24 protein-coding genes are annotated in these 20,980 nt (G+C 61.0%); 11 read left to right on the plus strand and 13 right to left on the minus strand.

Annotated elements, in window-relative coordinates; genetic code table 11:
* Positions 1-648: AlgP family protein (locus tag KL786_RS29365; RefSeq protein WP_252193568.1), on the minus strand; the 648-nt coding region annotated here is incomplete at its 3' end.
* A 192-nt stretch (positions 649-840) separates the two neighbouring features.
* Between KL786_RS29365 and KL786_RS02565 the strand changes: the two genes are divergently transcribed.
* On the plus strand, positions 841-1,506 hold the full coding sequence (locus KL786_RS02565) for an FKBP-type peptidyl-prolyl cis-trans isomerase (protein WP_215516638.1): 666 nt from the start codon (positions 841-843) through the stop codon (positions 1,504-1,506).
* Positions 1,507-1,560: 54 nt separating this feature from the next.
* Here the strand turns inward: KL786_RS02565 and KL786_RS02570 are convergent, their stop codons facing one another.
* The 7 genes from KL786_RS02570 to KL786_RS02600 form a co-directional block, all read right to left on the minus strand.
* Positions 1,561-2,019 (minus strand): Rsd/AlgQ family anti-sigma factor, encoded by a 459-nt coding sequence (locus tag KL786_RS02570; RefSeq protein ID WP_032856919.1) that lies wholly within the window; start codon positions 2,017-2,019, stop codon positions 1,561-1,563.
* A 205-nt stretch (positions 2,020-2,224) separates the two neighbouring features.
* Entirely contained in the window at positions 2,225-2,746 is a 522-nt protein-coding gene (locus KL786_RS02575) for a disulfide bond formation protein B (RefSeq protein WP_032856918.1), read from the minus strand.
* Positions 2,747-2,982: 236 nt separating this feature from the next.
* Positions 2,983-4,224, minus strand: a complete 1,242-nt coding sequence (locus KL786_RS02580; protein WP_154842192.1) for a heme biosynthesis protein HemY — start codon at positions 4,222-4,224, stop codon at positions 2,983-2,985.
* A 5-nt stretch (positions 4,225-4,229) separates the two neighbouring features.
* Complete coding sequence (locus tag KL786_RS02585; RefSeq protein WP_215516639.1) at positions 4,230-5,342, minus strand: uroporphyrinogen-III C-methyltransferase; 1,113 nt, start codon at positions 5,340-5,342, stop codon at positions 4,230-4,232.
* Positions 5,343-5,361: 19 nt separating this feature from the next.
* Positions 5,362-6,129: a uroporphyrinogen-III synthase gene (locus KL786_RS02590; RefSeq protein ID WP_215516640.1), complete on the minus strand. Its 768-nt coding sequence runs from the start codon at positions 6,127-6,129 to the stop codon at positions 5,362-5,364.
* A complete protein-coding gene (gene hemC / locus KL786_RS02595) occupies positions 6,126-7,067 on the minus strand; it encodes a hydroxymethylbilane synthase (protein ID WP_215516641.1) in 942 nt (313 codons plus the stop codon). Before hemC ends, KL786_RS02590 begins: the two co-directional genes overlap by 4 nt.
* Before the next feature lie 138 nt (positions 7,068-7,205).
* Positions 7,206-7,952, minus strand: coding sequence for a LytR/AlgR family response regulator transcription factor (locus tag KL786_RS02600; protein ID WP_215516642.1), 747 nt, complete (start codon positions 7,950-7,952; stop codon positions 7,206-7,208).
* Between the two features lie 551 nt (positions 7,953-8,503).
* Between KL786_RS02600 and argH the strand changes: the two genes are divergently transcribed.
* Positions 8,504-9,898, plus strand: coding sequence for an argininosuccinate lyase (gene argH, locus KL786_RS02605; protein WP_215516643.1), 1,395 nt, complete (start codon positions 8,504-8,506; stop codon positions 9,896-9,898).
* A gap of 169 nt (positions 9,899-10,067) precedes the next feature.
* On the opposite strand, the gene KL786_RS02610 is transcribed toward argH, so the two are convergent.
* Positions 10,068-10,727, minus strand: coding sequence for a glutathione S-transferase family protein (locus KL786_RS02610; RefSeq protein WP_215516644.1), 660 nt, complete (start codon positions 10,725-10,727; stop codon positions 10,068-10,070).
* Between the two features lie 126 nt (positions 10,728-10,853).
* Here KL786_RS02610 and KL786_RS02615 point away from each other — a divergent pair, with 126 nt between their 5' ends.
* From KL786_RS02615 to KL786_RS02625, 3 genes are all read left to right on the plus strand, one after another.
* The gene (locus KL786_RS02615) at positions 10,854-11,138 is read left to right on the plus strand and encodes a hypothetical protein (RefSeq protein WP_032856903.1); all 285 of its coding nucleotides are present in this window, start codon (positions 10,854-10,856) and stop codon (positions 11,136-11,138) included.
* 186 nt (positions 11,139-11,324) lie between these two features.
* The gene (locus KL786_RS02620) at positions 11,325-11,579 is read left to right on the plus strand and encodes a TIGR02647 family protein (protein ID WP_215516645.1); all 255 of its coding nucleotides are present in this window, start codon (positions 11,325-11,327) and stop codon (positions 11,577-11,579) included.
* Positions 11,580-11,747: 168 nt separating this feature from the next.
* Positions 11,748-14,585 carry a class I adenylate cyclase gene (locus KL786_RS02625; protein WP_215516646.1) on the plus strand — a complete coding sequence of 946 codons (2,838 nt, stop codon included), beginning with the start codon at positions 11,748-11,750 and terminating at the stop codon, positions 14,583-14,585.
* On the opposite strand, the gene rnk is transcribed toward KL786_RS02625, so the two are convergent.
* The 3 genes from rnk to cyaY form a co-directional block, all read right to left on the minus strand.
* Entirely contained in the window at positions 14,582-14,992 is a 411-nt protein-coding gene (rnk, locus tag KL786_RS02630; protein WP_032856900.1) for a nucleoside diphosphate kinase regulator, read from the minus strand. The genes KL786_RS02625 and rnk overlap by 4 nt on opposite strands.
* 143 nt (positions 14,993-15,135) lie before the next feature.
* Positions 15,136-15,354 carry a DUF1289 domain-containing protein gene (locus tag KL786_RS02635; RefSeq protein WP_215516647.1) on the minus strand — a complete coding sequence of 73 codons (219 nt, stop codon included), beginning with the start codon at positions 15,352-15,354 and terminating at the stop codon, positions 15,136-15,138.
* Between the two features lie 2 nt (positions 15,355-15,356).
* On the minus strand, positions 15,357-15,689 hold the full coding sequence (gene cyaY, locus KL786_RS02640; protein WP_215516648.1) for an iron donor protein CyaY: 333 nt from the start codon (positions 15,687-15,689) through the stop codon (positions 15,357-15,359).
* A gap of 239 nt (positions 15,690-15,928) precedes the next feature.
* On the opposite strand from cyaY, the gene lptM reads away from it, so the two are divergent.
* Genes lptM through KL786_RS02670 form a run of 6 tightly spaced genes read left to right on the plus strand, consistent with a single transcriptional unit; the run spans position 15,929 to position 20,512 of the window.
* Positions 15,929-16,090 (plus strand): LPS translocon maturation chaperone LptM, encoded by a 162-nt coding sequence (gene lptM, locus KL786_RS02645; protein ID WP_032856894.1) that lies wholly within the window; start codon positions 15,929-15,931, stop codon positions 16,088-16,090.
* Between the two features lie 9 nt (positions 16,091-16,099).
* On the plus strand, positions 16,100-17,347 hold the full coding sequence (lysA, locus tag KL786_RS02650; protein WP_215516649.1) for a diaminopimelate decarboxylase: 1,248 nt from the start codon (positions 16,100-16,102) through the stop codon (positions 17,345-17,347).
* 4 nt (positions 17,348-17,351) lie between these two features.
* Positions 17,352-18,182, plus strand: coding sequence for a diaminopimelate epimerase (dapF, locus tag KL786_RS02655; protein ID WP_032856890.1), 831 nt, complete (start codon positions 17,352-17,354; stop codon positions 18,180-18,182).
* Positions 18,183-18,195: 13 nt separating this feature from the next.
* Complete coding sequence (locus tag KL786_RS02660; protein ID WP_032856888.1) at positions 18,196-18,921, plus strand: DUF484 family protein; 726 nt, start codon at positions 18,196-18,198, stop codon at positions 18,919-18,921.
* A 2-nt stretch (positions 18,922-18,923) separates the two neighbouring features.
* A complete protein-coding gene (gene xerC, locus KL786_RS02665) occupies positions 18,924-19,823 on the plus strand; it encodes a tyrosine recombinase XerC (RefSeq protein WP_215516650.1) in 900 nt (299 codons plus the stop codon).
* Entirely contained in the window at positions 19,820-20,512 is a 693-nt protein-coding gene (locus KL786_RS02670; RefSeq protein ID WP_215516651.1) for an HAD family hydrolase, read from the plus strand. The genes xerC and KL786_RS02670 overlap by 4 nt, the downstream gene beginning before the upstream one ends.
* A 106-nt stretch (positions 20,513-20,618) precedes the next feature.
* Here the strand turns inward: KL786_RS02670 and sutA are convergent, their stop codons facing one another.
* Positions 20,619-20,945: a dormancy-specific transcriptional regulator SutA gene (gene sutA, locus KL786_RS02675; protein WP_032856883.1), complete on the minus strand. Its 327-nt coding sequence runs from the start codon at positions 20,943-20,945 to the stop codon at positions 20,619-20,621.
* Between the last annotated feature and the right edge of the window lie 35 nt (positions 20,946-20,980).

A 20,980-nucleotide genomic window follows, 5' to 3' on the forward strand; every position in this document is an offset into this window, starting at 1 on the left:
TGGCTTGGCGGCTGGTTTCGCGGCAGCAGTTTTAGCAGCTGGCTTGGCGGCTGGTTTTGCGGCAGCAGTTTTAGCAACTGGCTTGGCGGCTGGTTTTGCGGCAGCAGTTTTAGCAGCTGGCTTGGCGGCTGGTTTCGCAGCAGCAGTTTTAGCAGCTGGCTTGGCGGCTGGTTTCACAGGCGCTTTTTTAGCAGCAGGCTTGGCCGCAACTTTAGCCGGTGCCTTGGCAGCAACTGCCTTGGCCGGTGTACGAGTGCTCAACACTTTAGCCACCGCTTCTTTCACGCGACCAACGCCCTGCGCCAGTTTCAGGCTTTCTTGGGCATCGCGCTTGAGTTGAAGGATGTAGGTGCGGGTTTCGGATTGACGATCCTTGAGGGCATCGAGCAAGTCCTCAAGTTCTTTTACGGCGCCCTTGGCTTTGGTTTGTGCCTTGGCTTTGCCGGCGGTCGCGGCGTCTTGCAGTTTGGTGCGGGATTTATGCAGTTTTTCCTGAGCCTTGCCGCGTTGCTTTTCCAGCTTGGCGAGCAATTTTTCTGCATCAGCCAAGGCTTGTGAGCAAGCACTTTCCAAATGTTCGAGCAGGCTGCCCGAGAGTTGTTGGAGCAAGTGCAACGGGGTATTAACAGGCTTCTGTTTGGCCGACATGGTTTACCTCCTGGCTGACGTGGGTGCGGCTCATACTAGCCCTCTGCTCTTACCGCCGCTAGGGCATGTTGACAGTATCGAATGCGTTGCGTTGCACCGCACAGAAATTCTTATCGATATAACGAAAAACCACTCCGTTATTTACCCCTCCACACTGGCATAATCCACCGCACTTTCGGCTGGAGAATACCCATGTCGCGTTACCTTTTTTTCATCCTGGGTTTGTCGCTTTCAGTGGCCAACGCGAGTGAGCCGGCGGCGTCCAAAGACAGCCACGACCTGGCCTACAGCCTGGGCGCCAGCCTGGGCGAGCGCCTGCGCCAGGAAGTCCCCGACCTGCAGATACAGGCCTTGCTCGACGGCCTCAAGCAAGCCTATCAAGGCAAGCCCCTGGCACTGGATGACGCACGCATCGAACAGATTCTGGCCCAGCACGAAGCGCAGGCAAGCATCGAGTCACAGGTGCCGCAAAGCGAAAAGGCACTGGCCACCGAACAGAAATTTCTCAGCACGGAAAAAGCCAAGTCCGGCGTGCGTGAATTGGCTGACGGCATCCTGCTCACCGAACTGACTCCCGGCAGCGGGAAAAAACCGGGCGCCAATGACCGGGTGCAAGTGAAGTATGTTGGTCGATTGCCCGATGGGACGATTTTCGATCAGAGCGCGCAGCCCCAATGGTTTCGCCTGGACAGTGTGATCAGCGGCTGGCAAAGCGCGTTGCAACAGATGCCGGTTGGCGCGAAATGGCGCCTGGTGATTCCATCGACACAAGCCTATGGCGCAGACGGTGCAGGCGAGTTGATCGCGCCTTACACACCACTGGTTTTCGAGATTGAGTTGCTCGCCGCGGGTGCCTGAACCCAACGAAAAACGGTGCGCCATGCGCACCGTTTTGTGTCTTGCCGCCGGGGCTCAAGCCTGGGTTGCAGGCTCTTCCTTGTGGGCGTTGTGCAGCACTTCGATCAGGCAGTCTTCCAGTTCGAAACGCTCATGGAGCAGGCCGCCAAGCTCTTTGAATTTCGCGGCAACACACTCGCCTTTATCACAAAGGTCGTTGAAGGCGAGGAGCTTTTCGGTGATGACATCAATGCGCGGGTAAATGGTCTCGGCCAATTCCAGGCCACGTTGGTCGTCGAAAGCCTCGGCCTCCTTGGTCAGTTGCTCATAGACCCCGAAGTGCCCTGCCGAAACGTAATCCACCAGGACTCCACAGAATTCCTGCAAGGGCCCACGGTTCTCAGCCAACGCCTCAGGCTTCTCGCCAAGCGCATCAAAGGAGCGGACCAGTTCGTGACGTGCCTTCAACCAGCTATCGATCAGCTTGTGCACACCACCCCAGCGTTCCTGAGCATTCTGACAACTTTCCAACATGATGATCTCTTCCCTTATGGGCGGTGCCGCTTTTGCCCGCGCAACACTTCGAGGATAAAGCGGCAACCGGACAACGCCGCATCGAACAAACTGTTTCAATAACGCGTGCGGGCCAGATTATGCCCGCATGACTATGGCTTCAAGGTACGCAGACCAGAAAGTTCATACAAGTGTTTAATCCCTTCCTACGCCCCAACACACCCAATCAGTGCTTCACGAACCGCAAACCCTGACCGGACAACAAGCGGGAAAACTGCGTTGCCCCCAGTATCAGCATGGCCACGAAGAACAGCAGGCTCCACTCCGGGATGCTCAGGTCGAACAACGTCCAGTTGATTTCCACACAGTCGACGGTGCCCTTGAATGCCAATTGCAGAGCTTGCCCCAGCGACAGGTTATCGATCATGTACTCCAGGCTTGGCCAGCAGTTGGGCATCTGGTCAGGGGGGATGTTCTGCAATAACACCTGGCGCACCGCCGTCACTGCACCGAGCAACGCACACCCCGTGCTCGCCGCCCAATACAAGTAAATGCCTACACGCCTGGGGCCATGGATCGCTGCTATCAGGTTGATCAGCGTGAACACCGCCAACAGGCTGCGCTGGATCAGGCACAGGAAACAAGGTCGCAAAAGAGCCCCGTATTCCAGATAAAAAGACGCGCCCAACGTCAACACACCGGCCATGAACGCCAGGAAGAACAAGGAGCGTGAGGGGGCCAAAGACATTGTTTATCCGCAACGCAAGAGATAGGTAGTTACGGTAGAGGAAAGACCTTACCCCTTTCAATACGCGCTGGAGCAGACGCTTCCGCGAGATTGCAGGGATATCCCGTCAGAGGGCAGGTAATTTTACGTGATGCCGTGTGGGAAACCACCTCAATCCCCTAAAGCCCGCAAAACCGAAGGATTTTGAAGAGTTGGTTGCCAGATGCTTCTGAGCCAACCCTTCAAAATATCCTACGTTAAACCCGGGCAGGCACCGGTAGCGGTGAAGCCAGCAGGCGACTGTCCAACAGACCCAGGCCCTCCTGGAACAGTTGATTACTGCGCTCGGTATCACCCAACTGCGCCAGCAACCGCGCCAACTCGGCACAGGCCTCGGGGTTGCGTTGCACCTGCAGGCTGCTTTCCAGATAGTCCCGCGCCTTGCCCCACAAACTGTTTTGCAGGCAGAGCCGACCCAGCGTCAGCAGCAGGCTGGCATCCCCCGGATGGTCCTTGAGCCAGCCTTCGGCGAATTTCAACTGGCGGGCCGGATCGCCACCGCGCAGCAGGCCATACAAGCGGATCAGGTGACTGTCGTAACCGCGCTTGATCGCGCCACGCAAAGCCTCCTCGGCCTTGGCATCGGCGCCCAGTTGACGCAATTGTTCGGCATAAGCCAGCACCAGTTGCGGCTCCTGGCGCTGGGCCGAGGTCAATTGCTGCCAGGCCCGCTCAAGGGATTGCAGGCCGGCTTCACCGTGCTCTTCGCGCTGGACGGCCAGGCTCAGGTTTTCACCCCAGGCCCGGCGCTCCAGATCTGCCAGCTCGGTGGCGGGCAGCACTTTATCCTTGCGCAGTTCCGGCAATAGCCGGATCACCGAGGACCAGTCACCCCGCTGCTGGTGCAAGCGCTGGAGCTGACGCAACACCTGGGCGTTGTGCGGATGGCGCTCATGCATGGCCTGTAGCGTCACCAGGGCGGCATCCGTGTCGCCACGGTCCATCTGCAACTGTGCGTGGCTCAAAGCAATGGCCAACTCGGCCTGGGGCTGACGCTCCAGGGCACGCTCCAGCAAGCTGTCAGACTCTTCATAACGCCCCTGCTCGTTGGCTGCCCGGGCCGCACCGAGGTAATACAGCAAGGGTTGGCGCTCAGCTTGCGCAGCACGGTGCAAATGCCGCTCCGCACTGGCCCAACGCCCTTCCGCCAGGTCCATCTGACCCTGTTCGATAGCCACCTGCACCCGCCGGCTACGGTTACGCCGCGACCAGGGATTGACCACGCCACCGGAGGTCGTCACCAGGCCCAGCAACACCCGCAGCAGGTAGATCGCCAGACCGACGACAAACACCGCCACCAGGGTCGACCACAGGCCAGACTCGTAATGCAGCACATGGGGATAGCTGATCAGCACATAGCCGGTGTGTTTCGAGATGCCCACCGCCAGCGCCAGGGCGAGCGCAATCGCCAGCACGAGGATCACATAGAAACGCTTCATCGGCGTTACTCCTGGGTCGCCGGCTTACCGGCGGAAGCCTTGGCTTCGTCGGCAGACAGATGGCGGCGTTCAAGGTAAGCCTGCACCGCAGACAAACTCGCGGCGAGGTCCGGGGTCACCACCGAGACGGCCTTGGGCTCAAGTTCGGTGATGCGCGCCAGCATGGCCTGGCTTTGCGGGTTGTCCTGGTTGAAGTTGCCCTGCAACACACTGCGGGCCTCACCCAACGCGCGGGCGTACACCGCTGGCTCGCCATTGAGCGCGGCCCATTGTGCTTGCTCAAGCGCCAGGCTCAGGGCCAGTCGCACCTGGTTCAGGCCTTGGCCTGCCAGCAGCGGACGGATGTTGTCGTCGGGGTTGAAATCAATACGGAAGTAGCGGGAAATCTGCTCCCACCATTGGCTCCAGCGACTGTCCGTATCGGTAGTCGGGCGGCCCTGTGCGGTTTCTTGAAGCTGGAACTCCGGGGAAACGGCTGCCAACTGCACCACCTGGTCACGCAAGGCAGCCAACTGCAAGTACAGCCCGGTACGATCCGGCTGCTCGACACTGCGCAACGCCGCCAGGCTCTTGGCCAACTGCTCACGGGCGGCGTAGGAGCCGGGGTCGCTCTGCTCACGCAGGATCTCATCGGCACCCTGCACCAGCGCCTGGGCGCTGTTGATGTCCTGCAGCGCTGACAGGCGCAGGCTGGCCAGACGCAACAAGTGCTCGGCCTCAGCCAGGCGCCAATCCTTGCGGCTGGCGCCCAGGACGGTTTCCAAACGCTGGTTCAGGCGTTGCTGGTCGCCCTGCAACTGCGCCACCAACCGACGGCGCTCCTCCAACTCATCAGCGCCCGGCAATTGTGCCAGGCGTGCGGCCAACTGCTGTTGTGCCTGCTTGATGCCCTGGGCTTGTTCGTCCAGGGTCTGTACCTGGCCAAACTGCTGCTGGCTGCTGGCTTGCAGGGCCCGGACCTGCCAGATCCCCCAGCCGCCGGCCGCAACACCTGCGGCACCGAGCAACAAGGCGAAGACCGCCAGGCCGTTACCACGGCGAGGCGCAGTGACCGGGGTCTCAACAGGCGCATCAAGCGCGGGCTGAGCTTCATCTTTAGGCAAGGCTGTTTCGCTCACGTGTCCATCCTTTGCGTTATTAGAGAGTGGGAACGGGCTGGCTCCGTAACGCCACTAGCAAAGCCGCGGCACTGGCACCGCGACAATCCACAACTTTTTCCGCGCCCGCCGCCCGCGCCATTTCGGCGACGCGTGGACTGGGCACGAACAACGGCAACTGTGCCACGCGTGGCCAATCGGCGCCGGCGAGCGCTTGCAGATGCAAAAAACCCTGCCCACTGCTGACCACCACGCCGTTCAAGCGTTCCACTTCAATGCGCTGCATCAGCACACCGGTGTCGTAGGCCGGAAGAAAACGACGATACAACTCCAGATAATCGACACTAGCACCTTGGCCGCGTAAACGCTCAGCCAGCAACTCGCGCCCACCCTGCCCGCGCAGGATCAAGACACGGGCAGCGTCGACAGCGACAGCCTCGCGCAACCTGGGCAAAGCAAGCAAGGCCTCGCTGTCATCCCCAAGCTCGGGGTAACTCACGTCCAGGCCATGCTCGGCCAGGACCTGGGCTGTTGCCGCACCGACGCTGAACCACGGCAAGCTCGGCACTGCTGGCGCGTATCGATCGAGCAATTGCAGCGCCAGGCGCGCGGCCGGCTTGCTCACGACGATCACTGCGCAATAGCGATCCAGGTCCTGGAAAACCACCGAGTGTTCGCCAGTAAAGGGCAAGGCTTCGGTTTCCAGCAACGCCAGGCTGCTGCTGAAGATACCGGCATCAGACAACGACACCGCCAGGGCTGCCGATTCCTCGGCAGGCCGCGTCAGCAGCACACGCCAGCCGGTCACTGCGGACCGGCCTCGCCATATACTTTTTGCAGAATGGCGCCGGCGCCTTTTGCCAGGAGTTCTTCGGCCACCTGCACACCCAGGCTCGCGGCGTCGGCTTGTGGCCCGCGGATTTCGGCGGTGAGCAGCAAGCCACCGTCGGGGTCGCCCACCAGGCCGCGCAGCCAGAGGTTGTCGCCCTCAAGCACCGCGTAACAGGCGATCGGCACCTGGCAACCACCGTTGAGATGTTTGTTCAATGCGCGCTCGGCGGTGACGCGAATTTCGGTTTGCTGGTGATCCAGAGGCTTGAGCAGCGCCTGGATTTCGCGGTCAGCGGTGCGGCATTCGATACCGACGGCACCCTGGCCACCCGCAGGCAGGCTGTCTTCGACGCTGATGGCAGAGGTGATGCGTTCTTCAAAGCCCAGGCGAATCAGGCCAGCGGCCGCCAGGATGATCGCGTCGTACTCGCCGGCATCCAGCTTGGCCAGGCGGGTGTTGACGTTGCCCCGCAGGAAACGGATCTGCAGGTCTGGGCGGCGGGTCAGCAGTTGCGCCTGGCGACGCAGGCTGGAGGTGCCGACGATGCTGCCCTGCGGCAGTTCATCCAGGGAGGCGTAGGTATTGGATACGAATGCATCACGCGGGTCTTCACGCTCGCAGATGCAATACAGGCCCAGTCCCTCGGGGAAATCCATCGGCACGTCTTTCATCGAGTGCACGGCGATGTCGGCTTCATTCTCCAACAGGGCGGTTTCCAGCTCTTTGACGAACAGGCCCTTGCCACCGATTTTCGACAGCGGCGAGTCGAGCAGCTTGTCGCCGCGACTGACCATGGGTACCAGGGACACCGTGAGGCCCGGATGGGCCTGTTCAAGGCGGGCTTTGACGTATTCGGCCTGCCACAAGGCCAGGGCGCTTTTACGGGTGGCGATGCGGATTTCGCGAGAGGACATGGATCAATCCGTACTGAATAGATACGGCAGATAATAACAGCTCAGGCACAAGCGCCTTGATTTGAATCAGCAAGTGCGGGGCCTCCCTGGCCGCATCGCACCGGGATATGGGATATGCACATCGCCGTAACCCTTGGGCTAAAGCTGCTGCATCATCTTGCGCACGCCTGCGACATGGCGCCGGCTGACGATCAACGCGTCGCCGTTGAGCCCTTTGAGGAATAACTGGAAATGCCCCAGGGGCGTGCGCTGCAGGCGCTCGATGCGCTCGCGGGCCACCAGCGCATTGCGGTGGATACGCACGAAGCGCTCGCCGAATTCATCTTCCAGGGCCTTGAGCGGCTCATCGAGCAGCACTTCACCGTGCTCGTGACGCAAGGTCACGTACTTGTGATCGGCAATAAAATAAACCACCTGATCCACAGGAATCAGCTCAATGCCCTTGCGGGTCCTGGCGCTGATGTGGCTGCGCGGGCCGTTGCCACTTTGCGCTGCGGGCTGGGTCAGGGCGGCAAGCTGGACGCGATTGGGTCGCTCCGCCTTCTTCAAGGCCTTGAGCACTGCATCGGCAGAGACCGGTTTGACCAGGAAGCTGACACCACTGGCCGCCAGGGCATCCGAGGAAAATTCCTCCTCGGTGGCGCACAACACCAGTGCTGGCGGCGACTCGCGCTCGCTCAACCGGGCGGCTACCTGCAAGCCATCGAGGCCCGGCATGCGGATATCGAGGAGCACGACATCCGGCTTCAGGCTTTCGATCAAGGTCAAGGCCTCGTCGCCACTTGCGGCGCTCGGCTCTAGGGCAGTGTATCCCTCAAGCTCACTGACCATACGGCTCAGTCGCTCGCGGGCTTGGGGTTCGTCATCAACGATCAGGACATTCATATTGCGCTGGATTCCTGCGTGAGTCTCGCACAAGGATAGCGTAGACAGGTGCGGTGACTTCCGTCACGGCGATCCACGCTAAGACTAGCGGGAGCGGCAAAAAGTGCCCCGAGAGCGGCACCAATATTTACCCGGACCTGTTCAATACCGCCAGAAGCCCGATACCGCAGGGCATCGTCATAGGGTTTGCTGATACACAATATGAACACCCCCTCTACTTTATGGTTAGCCTGGAGTTCGACTTCACCACCCGGCAATGGTGCACTGCACCCCTGTCAGTGGAACTGTAGACGCTCATGAAGACGATATAGCTCAATCGTCAAATATCGTTTCAATAAACACCCCATGTTTACCTCAGGAATCGCCCGCGTTAAAGCCCTTATGCAATCCTGCCTCCAGTCTCATCCCGGACGCGGTCGACGGCAAGGCACTTTGCCACCCATCAAACAAATAAAAATGCCGATGCGGCGTATCAACGCCTCCACGGGCAACCCTGTTATTATCGGCGGCACACTTTCATGCCCTCTTTTAAGCAGATCACGAGCGAATCCATGAGCACCGACAAGACCAACCAGTCCTGGGGCGGCCGCTTCAGTGAGCCCGTCGACGCCTTCGTCGCGCGCTTCACCGCCTCCGTCACCTTCGACCAGCGCCTCTATCGCCACGACATCATGGGCTCCATCGCCCACGCCACCATGCTGGCCAAGGTCGGCGTGCTGACCGATGCCGAGCGCGACAGCATCATCGATGGCCTGACCACCATCCGTGGCGAAATCGAGGCTGGCACCTTCGACTGGCGCGTGGACCTTGAAGATGTGCACATGAACATCGAGGCGCGCCTTACCGACCGCATCGGCGTGACCGGCAAGAAGCTGCACACCGGACGTAGCCGCAACGACCAGGTGGCCACCGATATCCGCCTGTGGCTGCGTGATGAAATCGACTTGATCCTGGGCGAAATCACCCGCCTGCAAAAAGGCCTGCTGGAGCAGGCCGAGCGTGAATCGGACACCATCATGCCCGGCTTCACCCACCTGCAGACCGCGCAGCCCGTGACTTTCGGCCACCACCTGCTGGCCTGGTTCGAAATGCTCAGCCGCGACTACGAGCGCCTGGTCGATTGCCGCAAACGCGCCAACCGCATGCCGCTGGGCAGCGCCGCGCTGGCGGGCACCACCTACCCGATCGACCGCGAATACACCGCGCAACTGCTGGGTTTTGACGCAGTCGGCGGTAACTCCCTGGACGGCGTGTCGGATCGTGACTTCGCCATTGAGTTCTGCGCCGCGGCCAGCATCGCGATGATGCACTTGTCGCGGTTCTCCGAAGAACTGGTGCTGTGGACCAGCGCGCAGTTCCAGTTCATCGACCTGCCGGATCGTTTCTGCACCGGCAGTTCGATCATGCCGCAAAAGAAAAACCCTGACGTGCCAGAGCTGGTTCGTGGCAAGAGCGGCCGTGTTTTCGGGGCCTTGATGGGCCTGCTGACCCTGATGAAGGGCCAGCCCCTGGCCTACAACAAGGACAACCAGGAAGACAAGGAACCGTTGTTCGACGCCGCCGACACCCTGCGCGACTCGCTGCGTGCGTTTGCCGACATGATCCCGGCGATCAAGCCCAAGCACGCGATCATGCGTGAAGCGGCCCTGCGCGGTTTCTCCACCGCCACTGACCTTGCGGACTACCTGGTGCGCCGTGGCCTGCCGTTCCGTGATTGCCATGAAATTGTCGGGCATGCCGTGAAATACGGCGTGGACACTGGCAAGGACCTGGCGGAAATGAGCCTGGAAGAGCTGCGTAAGTTCAGCGACCAGATCGAGCAGGACGTGTTCGCGGTGCTGACCCTGGAAGGTTCGGTGAATGCCCGCAACCACATCGGCGGCACCGCACCGGCCCAGGTCAAGGCCGCCGTTGCGCGCGGCCAGGCACTGCTCGCCAGCCGCTAAAAGCATCGCAGGCAAGCCAGCTCCCACCTTTGACCGGGGCCTTCAATCTACCTCGGTCAACTGTGGGAGCAGGCTTGTGTGGGAGCTGGCTTGCCTGCGATAGCATCACCTTAGTGTCACTGACACACCGAGGTGCCTGCATCGCGGGCAAGCCCAGCTCCCACAGTTATTACTTCTTCGTCGCGATCATCGCCATGAAGGCTGGCATCGCCGCCTCCTTGTCCGCCGCCACTCGCTGGGCGTTAGGCATGTCTTGCAGCTTCTTCAGCAAGGCCCTGGCCTGCGGAAACTCAGCCAACAGATCCAGGCCAAACAGCTTCCCACCGACCGCACACGCCAAGTCCACGCTGTACAGGAAGTACAAGTCGGCCAGCGTAAGACTCTCCCCCGCCACATACGGCGCAAACTTGCCGTGGCGCCCCAGCGACGCAATCCCCAGCAGCAGCTCGGCCCTGGACTTGTCCTTGATCGCCTCTGGCACCGACATGCCAAAGAACGCCTCGGCATAACACGCGCGGGCTGGCAGTTCGATGTACAACTCGATTTCCCTGCACAACGCCAACACCTGGGCACGCTGGAACGCATCGCCAGGCAGCAGGGCCGGGCCCGACTGTGTCTGTTCGAGGTATTCGAGAATCACGCTGGTTTCGTTGATGAAGCCTTTTTCGACCTTCAGCACCGGCACCTTGCCGCGCGGGCTCACCGCCAGGGCTTCGGGGGTTTGCCCGGCATAAAACGGCACTTCCTCGAAGGGCAAGCCCTTTTCCAGGAGCGCCAGCTTGACCATGTTGTAGTAGTTACTGACCGAAAATCCGTAGAGCTTGAGCATCACAAAGCCTCCAGGCCGTGCAGGGGGTTGGCTGGGTAGGTTATAGATCGTGATGAGCCACCTGACCAGCAGCATCACCTGGCTGAATGGGGGTAAACTGGCGCCCTTTCCTGACAGGAGGCTGCCATGAGCGAGCCAACCGATATCGACAACGACGAAGAAGAGTTCGCCGAGTCCACCCTGACCCAAGCGATCGAAAACCAGATCGAAAGCGACAACCCGCCTGCGGCCAAGGCCACGTTCAACAAACTGACCCTGGTGGGCTACGAGCGCGAAGACATCCTGAACCTGATGGCCCACGTGCTGGCCGTCGAAATCGACGCGATGCTGGAAGAAGACCGCCCGTTCAATACCGATTGGTATGAAACGGCGCTGCGCGCACTGCCAGAGCTGCCGCCCGAAAACCAGTAACCCTGCCCTTTTTGGAGCGAGCTTGTTCGCGAAAAACCTGAGCGCGCCGCGGTTACTCAACTGCCCCGCGTCAACGTTAGCGCTTTTCGCGTGCAAGCTTGCTCCTACACACTGGACAGTTCGCTCAAGTACGTTCACCTTAGGCTCTGCTAGCGTCTGACAATTCCTAGAACGTCTGGAGTCCTTATGTCGTATACCCCTGAGTTGGTTGCCGAACTGGAAATCCTTGCACTTTTTTCCCTGGGTAGCACCCAGGAAGGTCTGAAAGTCCACCAGACCGCCGCTCCCACTGCCATTGCTGCTGCCAAGCGCCTGTTCGAGAAAAAACTGATCGACCAGCCAGATGGCGGCTACCTGACCAGCCTGGGTCGTGACGCCGCAGAACAAGCCCAGACCTTGCTGACGATTCTGACCACCGCGACCACCAAAGAAGCCGCTTGATACCTCGTATCGCCCACGGGATCCTCTGTTCATGGATTCCGCGGGTACTCCTGCGCCCGCGATAAAATTCTGACGTCAAAAACAGATTCCTCTTAAACCTCCTACGGTTCTGTCTGTAAACTCCTACACGGCTGCCCACGCCGGGCCCTGCGAGCCATTGAGTTCGACATGACCAGTACCCATGAAATCCGCCCTGACTTGGATGAAGGCATTGACCGCAAGGTACTGGCCCAACTGCGCGCGCGTTTCCTGACCCTCAACGCAGGCCGCATGGCCCGTGCCATCGAAGGCCTGACCCCACGCCAGCAAAGCGTGCTGGCGCTGCTGCCGCTGTTTTTCCACGTCAATCACCCGCTGCTGCCTGGCTATGTCTCGGGCAGCACCCCGGCCGGGCTGTCGAATTTTGAACCGGACGCCCAGGTCCTGGCCGAAGCCCAACGCCTGACCCGCTCGTTTTCCTACAAGCCACGCCACGGCAACCCGCCAACCCCGATCCACGGTCTGTTTCTGATGGGCAGCCTCGGCACACTGGCCCAAGCCGACCAGAGCGATATGGACGTATGGGTCTGCCACGCCGAGGACCTGGACGAGAGCGAACTGGGCGAATTGCGCAAGAAATGCCAGTTGCTGGAGACCTGGGCCCTGAGCATGGGGGCCGAGGCGCACTTTTTCCTGATCGAACCCAAGCGCTTTGTACAGGGTGGTCGCGATACCCAGCTCAGTTCGGATGACTGCGGTACCAGCCAGCACTATCTATTGCTGGACGAGTTCTACCGCACCGCTATCTGGCTGGCCGGGCGCACGCCGATCTGGTGGCTGGTGCCGGTCTACGAAGAAGCGCGCTATGCCGAATTTACCCACGCGCTGATTTCCAAACGTTTTATCCGCGCCGACGAAACCCTCGACCTCGGGCATCTGGCTCATATTCCACCGGGAGAATTCATCGGCGCCGGTTTGTGGCAACTGTTCAAGGGCATCGAGTCACCCTATAAGTCCGTGCTCAAGTTGTTGCTGACCGAGGTGTATGCCAGCGAGCACCCCAAGGTGCAGTGCCTGAGCCTGCGCTTCAAACGCGCGGTGTTCGCCAACCAGCTGGATCTGGATGAGCTGGACCCGTACATCGTGGTCTATCGGCGTATCGAGGAATACCTGCTGGGCCGCAACGAGCCCGAGCGCCTGGAATTGGTGCGGCGCAGCCTGTACCTGAAGGTCAACCGCAAGCTCACCACCGGCCAGCGCACCACCGGGTGGCAACGTGCGCTGCTGGAGCGTCTGGCCAATGAATGGGGCTGGGACCCGCGACAACTGGCCCTGCTCGATAGCCGCAGCCAGTGGAAAGTGCGCCAGGTGGCGTCCGAGCGCCGCGCGCTGGTCAACGAGCTCAATTACAGCTATCGCTTCCTGACCCAGTTCGCCCGCACCGAGCAGACCGTCAGCCTAATCAACAAACGCGACCTCAATGTGCTGGGCCGGCGCCTGTACGCCGCCTTTGAACGCAAGGCCGGCAAAGTCGAGTTCATCAACCCCGGGATTGCCCCGGACCTGGCCGAAGACACCCTCACCCTGGTCCACTCGCCCAACCGCAAGGAGCCGGGCCAGTCCCATTGGGGCCTGTACAACGGCAGCCTGACCGCACTGGAATGGGAGCATTTTGCCCCGATCAAACGCAGCCGGGACCTGCTGGAGATGCTCACCTGGTGCCATCGCAACGGTGTGATCGACAGCAGCACCCGCCTGGCCTTGCACCCGGGCACCAGCGACTTGAGCGAGTTCGAGCTGTTCAACCTGCTGGGCAGCCTGCAACAGACCGTCGCCCTGCCCCTGGCCGCAGTCGATGAGGAGCGCTTGCTGCGCACAGCGATACCCGATGAAGTGCTACTGCTGGTCAACGTCGGTGTCGACCCGCTCAAGCACCACCGCGATTTGAATATCCTGATGACCACCGAGCGCACCGACTCGTTGAGTTACGCCGGCGTCAGGGAAAACCTGGTGCTGACCCTGGATCAGGTGACGCTCAACAGCTGGAACGAGGTGATGGTCAGCCGCTACGAGGGGCCCCACGCCCTGCTCGACTGCCTACGCGACTATCTGAACCAGTTGCCGCGCAACCAACTGCCACGGCTGCGGGTGCGCTGTTTCTGCCACAACCGGGCACAGTTCATTGCCCAGCGTGTGGAAGAGATTTTCGATACCGCGCAAAACCTGATGCTCAGCCAGCTCAACCACCGCTACCTGATCCAGGTGCAACAGCATTATCACGTCATGGAACTGGCCCCGGGGCAAGCCACTCACGTGCCACTTGCCAGCCAGCAGGCGCTGGTGGATTACCTCAGCGAAGAATTGGCCAGCTACAGCCCGCTGCACCTGGATGCCATGGCTCTCGAAGACCACGACCTGGCAGCCTTGCTGCCCATGGGCCAGGCCGATTGTGTGCAAGTGTTTTATCGCATCAACGAGGGCTTCGCCGAGCTGTACGTGCTCGACGAGTTCAATGCCCTCTGGCAACAGTGCCTGCCGTTTCACGATGAACAGAGCCTGTTGGTGCCATTGCAACGCTTCCTGCAATCGGTCATTTATCGGCGTGACGCGCTGTCACCGCTGGACCCGCAGCAGCCACTGGGGGCTGTGCAGGTGCTGTATTACCAACTGTCATCGGCAGGCGGCCGCGCCCGTCGGGTCGAGCCACGACCCGCGCCCCAGACGCCGGCCAACAAACCGTTCTACGACGTGCAGGCAATTATCGGCAAAGGTGCGCCAGGGCAGGTGGGGATTACCCTGTACTGCAATCAGCGGGAGTTTTGCGAACTGGAATTTGGCGACCAACTGTTTGCAGTCGTCGCCCAGGAGATCGTCGGGCAGCGCCGGGAAACCGAGCGCTATCGTTGCTACATCACCGACCTGGACCTGTCCGGCCTGCTCGGTGATGTTCAAAGCCCGAGCAATCTGTACCTGCGCTACAAGGCCGAGTTGGAGCAGGCGCTCAACCAGGCGTTGAACCAGGTTTAGAGTGGGAACGCGCCGCCGTCCTTGGGCTGGCCTTCGACGCTCAGCAACTCAAGCTTGAGGGTCTTGCCGCCCGGGGCTGGCCAATCGATATGCTGGCCGACTTGCAGGCCCAGCAACGCACTGCCCACCGGGGCCAGGATCGAAATTTTGCCTTCGTCGGCATTCGCATCCTTGGGGTAGACCAGGGTCAGGTGATAGTCCTTGCCGCTGCTTTGCTCACGGCAATGCACGCTGGAGTTCATGGTCACGACACCGGCAGGCACTTCATCGTGGCCGACCACTTCGTCAGCGCGGTCAAGTTCGGCTTGCAGGGCGATGACGCCTGGCAATTTGTCGTCCATACGGTCGATCAGTTGCTCAAGACGTTGCACATCGAGACGGGTGAGGATGATGGAAGGTGCAGTCATGATTGCGGCAGTCTCCTTTTTTTCTGCACAAAAAAGCAAAACCCCGCCAGGAAAAGGCGGGGTTCTCACGGACCTCGATGAGTTGAGGCGTACCCGGACACTACCACAGCACAACAAATAAACAAGATGGGCCGGCCTGAAGGTCAGGCGCCGGCCTTGCGTTGCTCGGCCTGGGCGACAATCACGCGGCGCCGCTGATCGTCAGCGGAGCGCCATTCCCGGATGTCTTCCACGTGTCGGAAGCAGCCAAGGCAGACTTTTTGCTCATCCAGCCGACACAAACTGATACAAGGTGACGGCACTGCCGGGCTGACATTACTGAACAGCGGCTTGGGCGGGCGGACGGTAGCGGGCTGGCTCACGATCAGAGACCTTCGAATTCCAACTCGACATCCGCCTGCTCACGCACAATGCGCTCAAGCATCTCGCCCAGTTGTTCTTCACTCTTGTCACACATCCAACGCTCGCTTTCTTCGTCGTAGTCGAAGTGAAAGCCGCCGGAGCGCGCCGCCAACCAGAGCTGACGCAGCGGCTCCTGGCGACTGAAGATCAGTTGGCTGCCATTCTCGAACTTGACGGTGAGCACACCGGCGGAGTTCTCCTGATCCAGGTCTTCGCCACTTTCATCGAAAATATCCTCCAGCACTTGCTGGGTCGCATCGACCAGGTCGTGGAAGCGGGCTTCGGTCAAACTCATGGTGGGAACCTCAAAAAGTGTCTACTCACGCTCAAGCGGCGCACAATACGGACGCGCCATGATGATTGCAAAGGATACCGATTTCATTCCCGTCAGCCGCGTGAAATATCCGCGATGGATGTAGGCCACTTCACGACATACTCGGCAAAGCCCCGCCGGACGGGTGTCCCGGCGCATAGGCAAGCTGGCGGGTGGTCGGTATACTCGGGCGCAATTAATGCATATTCAAGGATTTAGCCATGAAGCGCCTGATCTCTTCCCTTGCTGCGCTCGTCGCGGTCGCTTGCCTCGTCAGTGCCTGTGGTCAAAAAGGCCCGCTGTACCTGCCCGATGACAGCAAAGACCCGAATGAACAGGCGCAAACGTCGCAATCCAAAGCGCACAAGCACGACACCAACTAAGGGAACATCATGGACGCTTTTAACTACCGGGACGGCGAGCTGTTCGCGGAAGGCGTGGCGCTGTCCGCGATTGCCGAACGCTTCGGTACCCCGACCTACGTGTACTCCCGTGCCCACATCGAAGCGCAATACCGCTCCTTTACCGATGCGCTCGACGGCGTACCGCACCTGGTGTGCTACGCGGTCAAGGCCAACTCCAACCTCGGCGTGCTCAATGTCCTGGCGCGCCTGGGCGCTGGTTTCGACATCGTGTCCCGTGGCGAGCTGGAACGTGTACTGGCCGCTGGCGGCCAGGCTGACAAAATCGTGTTCTCCGGTGTCGGCAAGACCCGCGAAGACATGCGCCGCGCCCTGGAAGTAGGCGTGCATTGCTTCAACATCGAATCCACCGACGAGCTGGAGCGCCTGCAAGTGGTAGCCGCCGAGATGGGCGTGCGTGCGCCGATCTCCCTGCGCGTCAACCCGGACGTCGATGCCGGCACCCACCCGTACATTTCCACCGGTCTCAAAGAAAACAAGTTCGGCATCGCCATTGCCGACGCCGAAGACGTGTACATCCGTGCCGCCCAGTTGCCAAACCTGGAAGTGCTGGGTGTGGACTGCCATATCGGCTCGCAATTGACCACTTTGCCACCGTTCATCGACGCCCTCGATCGCCTGCTGGCACTGATCGACCGCCTCGGCGAGTGCGGCATCTACCTGCACCACATCGACCTCGGTGGTGGCGTGGGCGTGCGTTATCGCGATGAAGAGCCGCCGCTGATTGCCGACTATATCCAGGCCGTGCGCGAGCGCATCGAAGGCCGCGACCTGACGCTGATGTTTGAGCCGGGCCGCTATATTGTCGCCAATGCGGGCGTGCTGCTGACCCAGGTCGAGTACCTCAAGCACACCGAACACAAGGATTTCGCCATCGTCGATGCGGCGATGAACGACCTGATCCGCCCGGCGCTGTACCAGGCCTGGATGAATGTCACCGCCGTGACGCCGCGCGCAAGCGTTGCCCGCGCCTATGACATCGTCGGCCCGATCTGCGAGACCGGCGACTTCCTGGCCAAGGACCGTGAACTGGCCCTGGAAGAAGGCGATCTGCTGGCCGTGCATTCGGCCGGTGCCTATGGGTTTGTCATGAGCTCCAACTACAACACCCGCGGGCGTACCGCCGAAGTGTTGGTGGACGGTGATCAAGCGTTTGAAGTGCGTCGCCGCGAGACGGTAGCCGAGTTGTTTGCTGGCGAAAGCCTGCTGCCGGAGTAATCCCATGCTGCTGCGTTTTACCAAGATGCACGGCCTGGGCAATGACTTCATGGTCCTTGACCTGGTCAGCCAGCACGCGCACATCCTGCCCAAGCACGCCAAGCTGTGGGGCGACCGCCATACCGGCATCGGCTTCGATCAGTTGCTGATCGTCGAGGCGCCGAGCAACCCGGAGGTGGATTTCCGTTATCGGATCTTCAACTCCGACGGTTCCGAAGTGGAACAGTGCGGCAACGGTGCGCGATGCTTCGCCCGTTTTGTGCTGGACAAGCGCCTGACCGCCAAACGGCAGATTCGCGTCGAGACCAAAAGCGGCATTATCGAACTGGATATCCGCAGCGACGGCCAGATCAGCGTCGATATGGGCGCCCCACGCCTGGTACCAGCCGATATTCCGTTCCAGGCTGACGCCCAGGCGCTGAGTTATCCGCTGGATGTCGACGGCACCGTCGTCGAGGTGGCAGCCGTGTCCATGGGCAACCCCCATGCCGTGCTGCGGGTCAACGACATCAACAATGCGCCGGTGCATGAACTGGGGCCGAAGATCGAACATCACCCGCGCTTTCCGGCACGGGTCAACGTCGGTTTCCTGCAGGTCATCGACCGCTCCCGTGCGCAACTGCGTGTGTGGGAGCGCGGCGCCGGGGAAACCCAGGCTTGCGGCACTGGCGCCTGCGCCGCTGCCGTGGCTGCGATCAGCCAGGGCTGGATGGATTCGCCACTGTTGATCGACCTGCCCGGCGGACGCCTGTCCATCGAATGGGCAGGCCCAGGCCAACCGGTGAAAATGACCGGCCCGGCATCCCGTGTATACGAAGGACAAGTCCGTCTATGAGAGCGCCTCGCCAATGACCGATAAGCCCCAGGCTCCCGCCAAGCAGCCCGAAGGATCCCCTTGCGAAAGCCTGGAGGCAGCGGCCGTCGCCGCTTACCTGGAGGCTAATCCGGACTTCTTCGTCGAACACGAAGAACTGCTGCCGGCCTTGCGCATTCCCCACCAGCGCGGCGATACCGTGTCGCTGGTGGAGCGGCAGATGAAAATCCTGCGCGAGCGCAACATCGAGATGCGCCATCGACTCTCGCAACTGATGGACGTGGCCCGCGACAACGACCGTCTGTTCGACAAGACCCGCCGCCTGATCCTGGCGCTGCTGGATGCAGGCAGCCTGGAAGACCTGACCATTGCCGTCGAAGACAGCCTGCGCCAGGACTTCCAGGTGCCGTTTGTCAGCCTGATCCTGTTCAGCGACAACCCGATGCCGGTTGGGCGCTGGGTCAAGGGCAGCGAGGCGCAGACCGCCATTGGTGGCCTGCTGTCGGAAGGCAAGACCATCAGCGGCACCCTGCGTGAGCATGAGTTGGACTTCCTGTTTGGCGAGGACCAGCGCGTGCAGATCGGCTCTACTGCCGTAGTCGCCCTCAGCCATCAAGGCTTGCACGGCGTCCTGGCCATCGCCAGCCGTGATCCGCAGCACTACAAGAGCACCGTAGGCACGCTGTTTTTGACCTACATTGCCGAAGTGTTGAGCCGCAGCCTGCCGCGCTTCACCACCGCCCTGCGCGCGGTGCGCTAGCCATGGAACGACAACTGGACGCCTACTGCGCTCATCTGCGCAGCGAGCGCCAGGTGTCTCCCCATACGCTGGAAGCCTATCGGCGGGACTTGAACAAGGTCCTGGCGTTCTGCGAGAAACAACAGATCGGCAGCTGGAAGGCCCTCGATATCCAGGGCCTGCGCAGCCTGATTGCCCGCCTGCACCAGCAAGGCCAATCCTCACGCAGCCTGGCGCGCCTGCTGTCAGCGGTGCGCGGCCTCTATCACTACCTCAACCGCGAAGGCCTGTGCGATCACGACCCGGCCAACGGCCTGGCACCGCCCAAGGGCGAACGCCGCCTGCCCAAGACCCTGGATGCCGATCGCACCCTGCAACTGCTGGATGGCGCGGTCGAGGATGACTTCCTGGCGCACCGTGACCAGGCGATCCTGGAGCTGCTCTACTCTTCGGGCCTGCGCCTGTCGGAGCTGACCAGCCTCAACCTCGATCAGTTGGACCTGGCCGATGGCCTGGTGCAAGTGCACGGCAAAGGCAGCAAGACCCGCGTGCTGCCCATCGGCAAAAAAGCCCGCGACGCCCTGCTGATATGGCTGCCCCTGCGGGCCTTGAGCAATCCGCCGGACGCTGCGGTGTTTGTCAGCCAGCAAGGCCGACGCCTCGGGCCACGGGCCATTCAGTTGCGGGTCAAGGCCGCCGGCGAGCGGGAGCTGGGGCAAAACCTGCATCCGCACATGCTGCGGCACTCCTTTGCCAGCCACCTGCTGGAATCATCACAAGACTTGCGCGCGGTGCAGGAACTGCTCGGCCACTCGGATATCAAGACCACCCAGATCTACACCCACCTGGACTTCCAGCACCTGGCGACGGTGTACGACAGCGCCCATCCACGGGCCAAACGCGTTAAAGGCGGCGACTCATGAGTATCAAGCTAATCACCTTCGACCTGGACGATACCCTGTGGGATAACGTCCCCGTCATCATCAGCGCCGAAGCATCGATGCGCCAATGGCTGGCCACCCATGCGTCCAAGGTCGGCGACTTGCCCCTGGAGCATTTCGCCAGCCTGCGCCAGCAGGTGTTGCAGCGTCATCCCGAGCTCAAACACCGGATCAGCATCCTGCGCCACCGGGTGCTGATGCACGCCTTTGAAGAGGCCGGTTACCCACAACCGCAAGCTACGCAAATGGCCGATACCTGCTATGAGGCGTTCATTCACGCGCGACACCAGCTCACGGTATTCCCGGAAGCCGAGCCGATGCTTCATGCCCTGCGCCAACACTTTCTGCTGGGAGTGATCACCAATGGCAATGCCGATGTACAGCGCGTGGGCCTGGCGGATTACTTCCACTTTGCCCTGCGGGCCGAAGATATCGGCATCGCCAAGCCGGATGTGCGCTTGTTTCAGGAAGCATTGCAGCGTGGCGGAGTGGAGGCCAGTGCGGCGGTGCATATTGGCGATCATCCGGGTGATGACATCGCCGGGGCGCAGCAGGCGGGGCTGCGGGCAGTGTGGTTCAACCCGACGGGCAAGGCCTGGGAAGGCGAGAAATTGCCGGATGCGCAGATTCGTAGCCTAGCCGAATTGCCGGAGCTGCTGACCCGCTGGTAGTAACACCCACATTTGGGTTTGGGCTGCGGTGGCCGACCGAAATTTGTTTCGCCCATGAAAAAGCCCGCAGCGACGGCGGGCTTTTTCAGCAAGCAAGTAACCGACCTCAGATAGGACGGCTGCCGTACTTGTTATCCGGCTTTTTCGGTGGATCTGCCACCACGTTGGCCTCGACTTCCTGCACTTTGCCGCCCTTGGCGAGGAATTCTTCCATCGCGCGGGCCAGCGCATCGCGCTCTTTGTTCTTGGCTTCAACGCTTGGCAACTCGTCAACCGACACAGCAGCCTTGGCCTTGCCTTTGGCTGTCGGGGCCGGCGCGTCATCGCCGCCGTCGTCGTCAGCTACGTCTTCGGCAGCCGCCTCAAGACCTTCTTCGGTTTCATCGTCGTCACCTACTTCGAGGTCGTCGTTTTCCAGATCATCGTCGCTCATGTTCTACCTCATGACTTGCGAAAAGCAGATTAGTT

The sequence above is a fragment of the Pseudomonas sp. TAE6080 genome, assembly GCF_018732265.1.
In the GTDB taxonomy this organism is placed as follows: domain Bacteria; phylum Pseudomonadota; class Gammaproteobacteria; order Pseudomonadales; family Pseudomonadaceae; genus Aquipseudomonas; species Aquipseudomonas brenneri.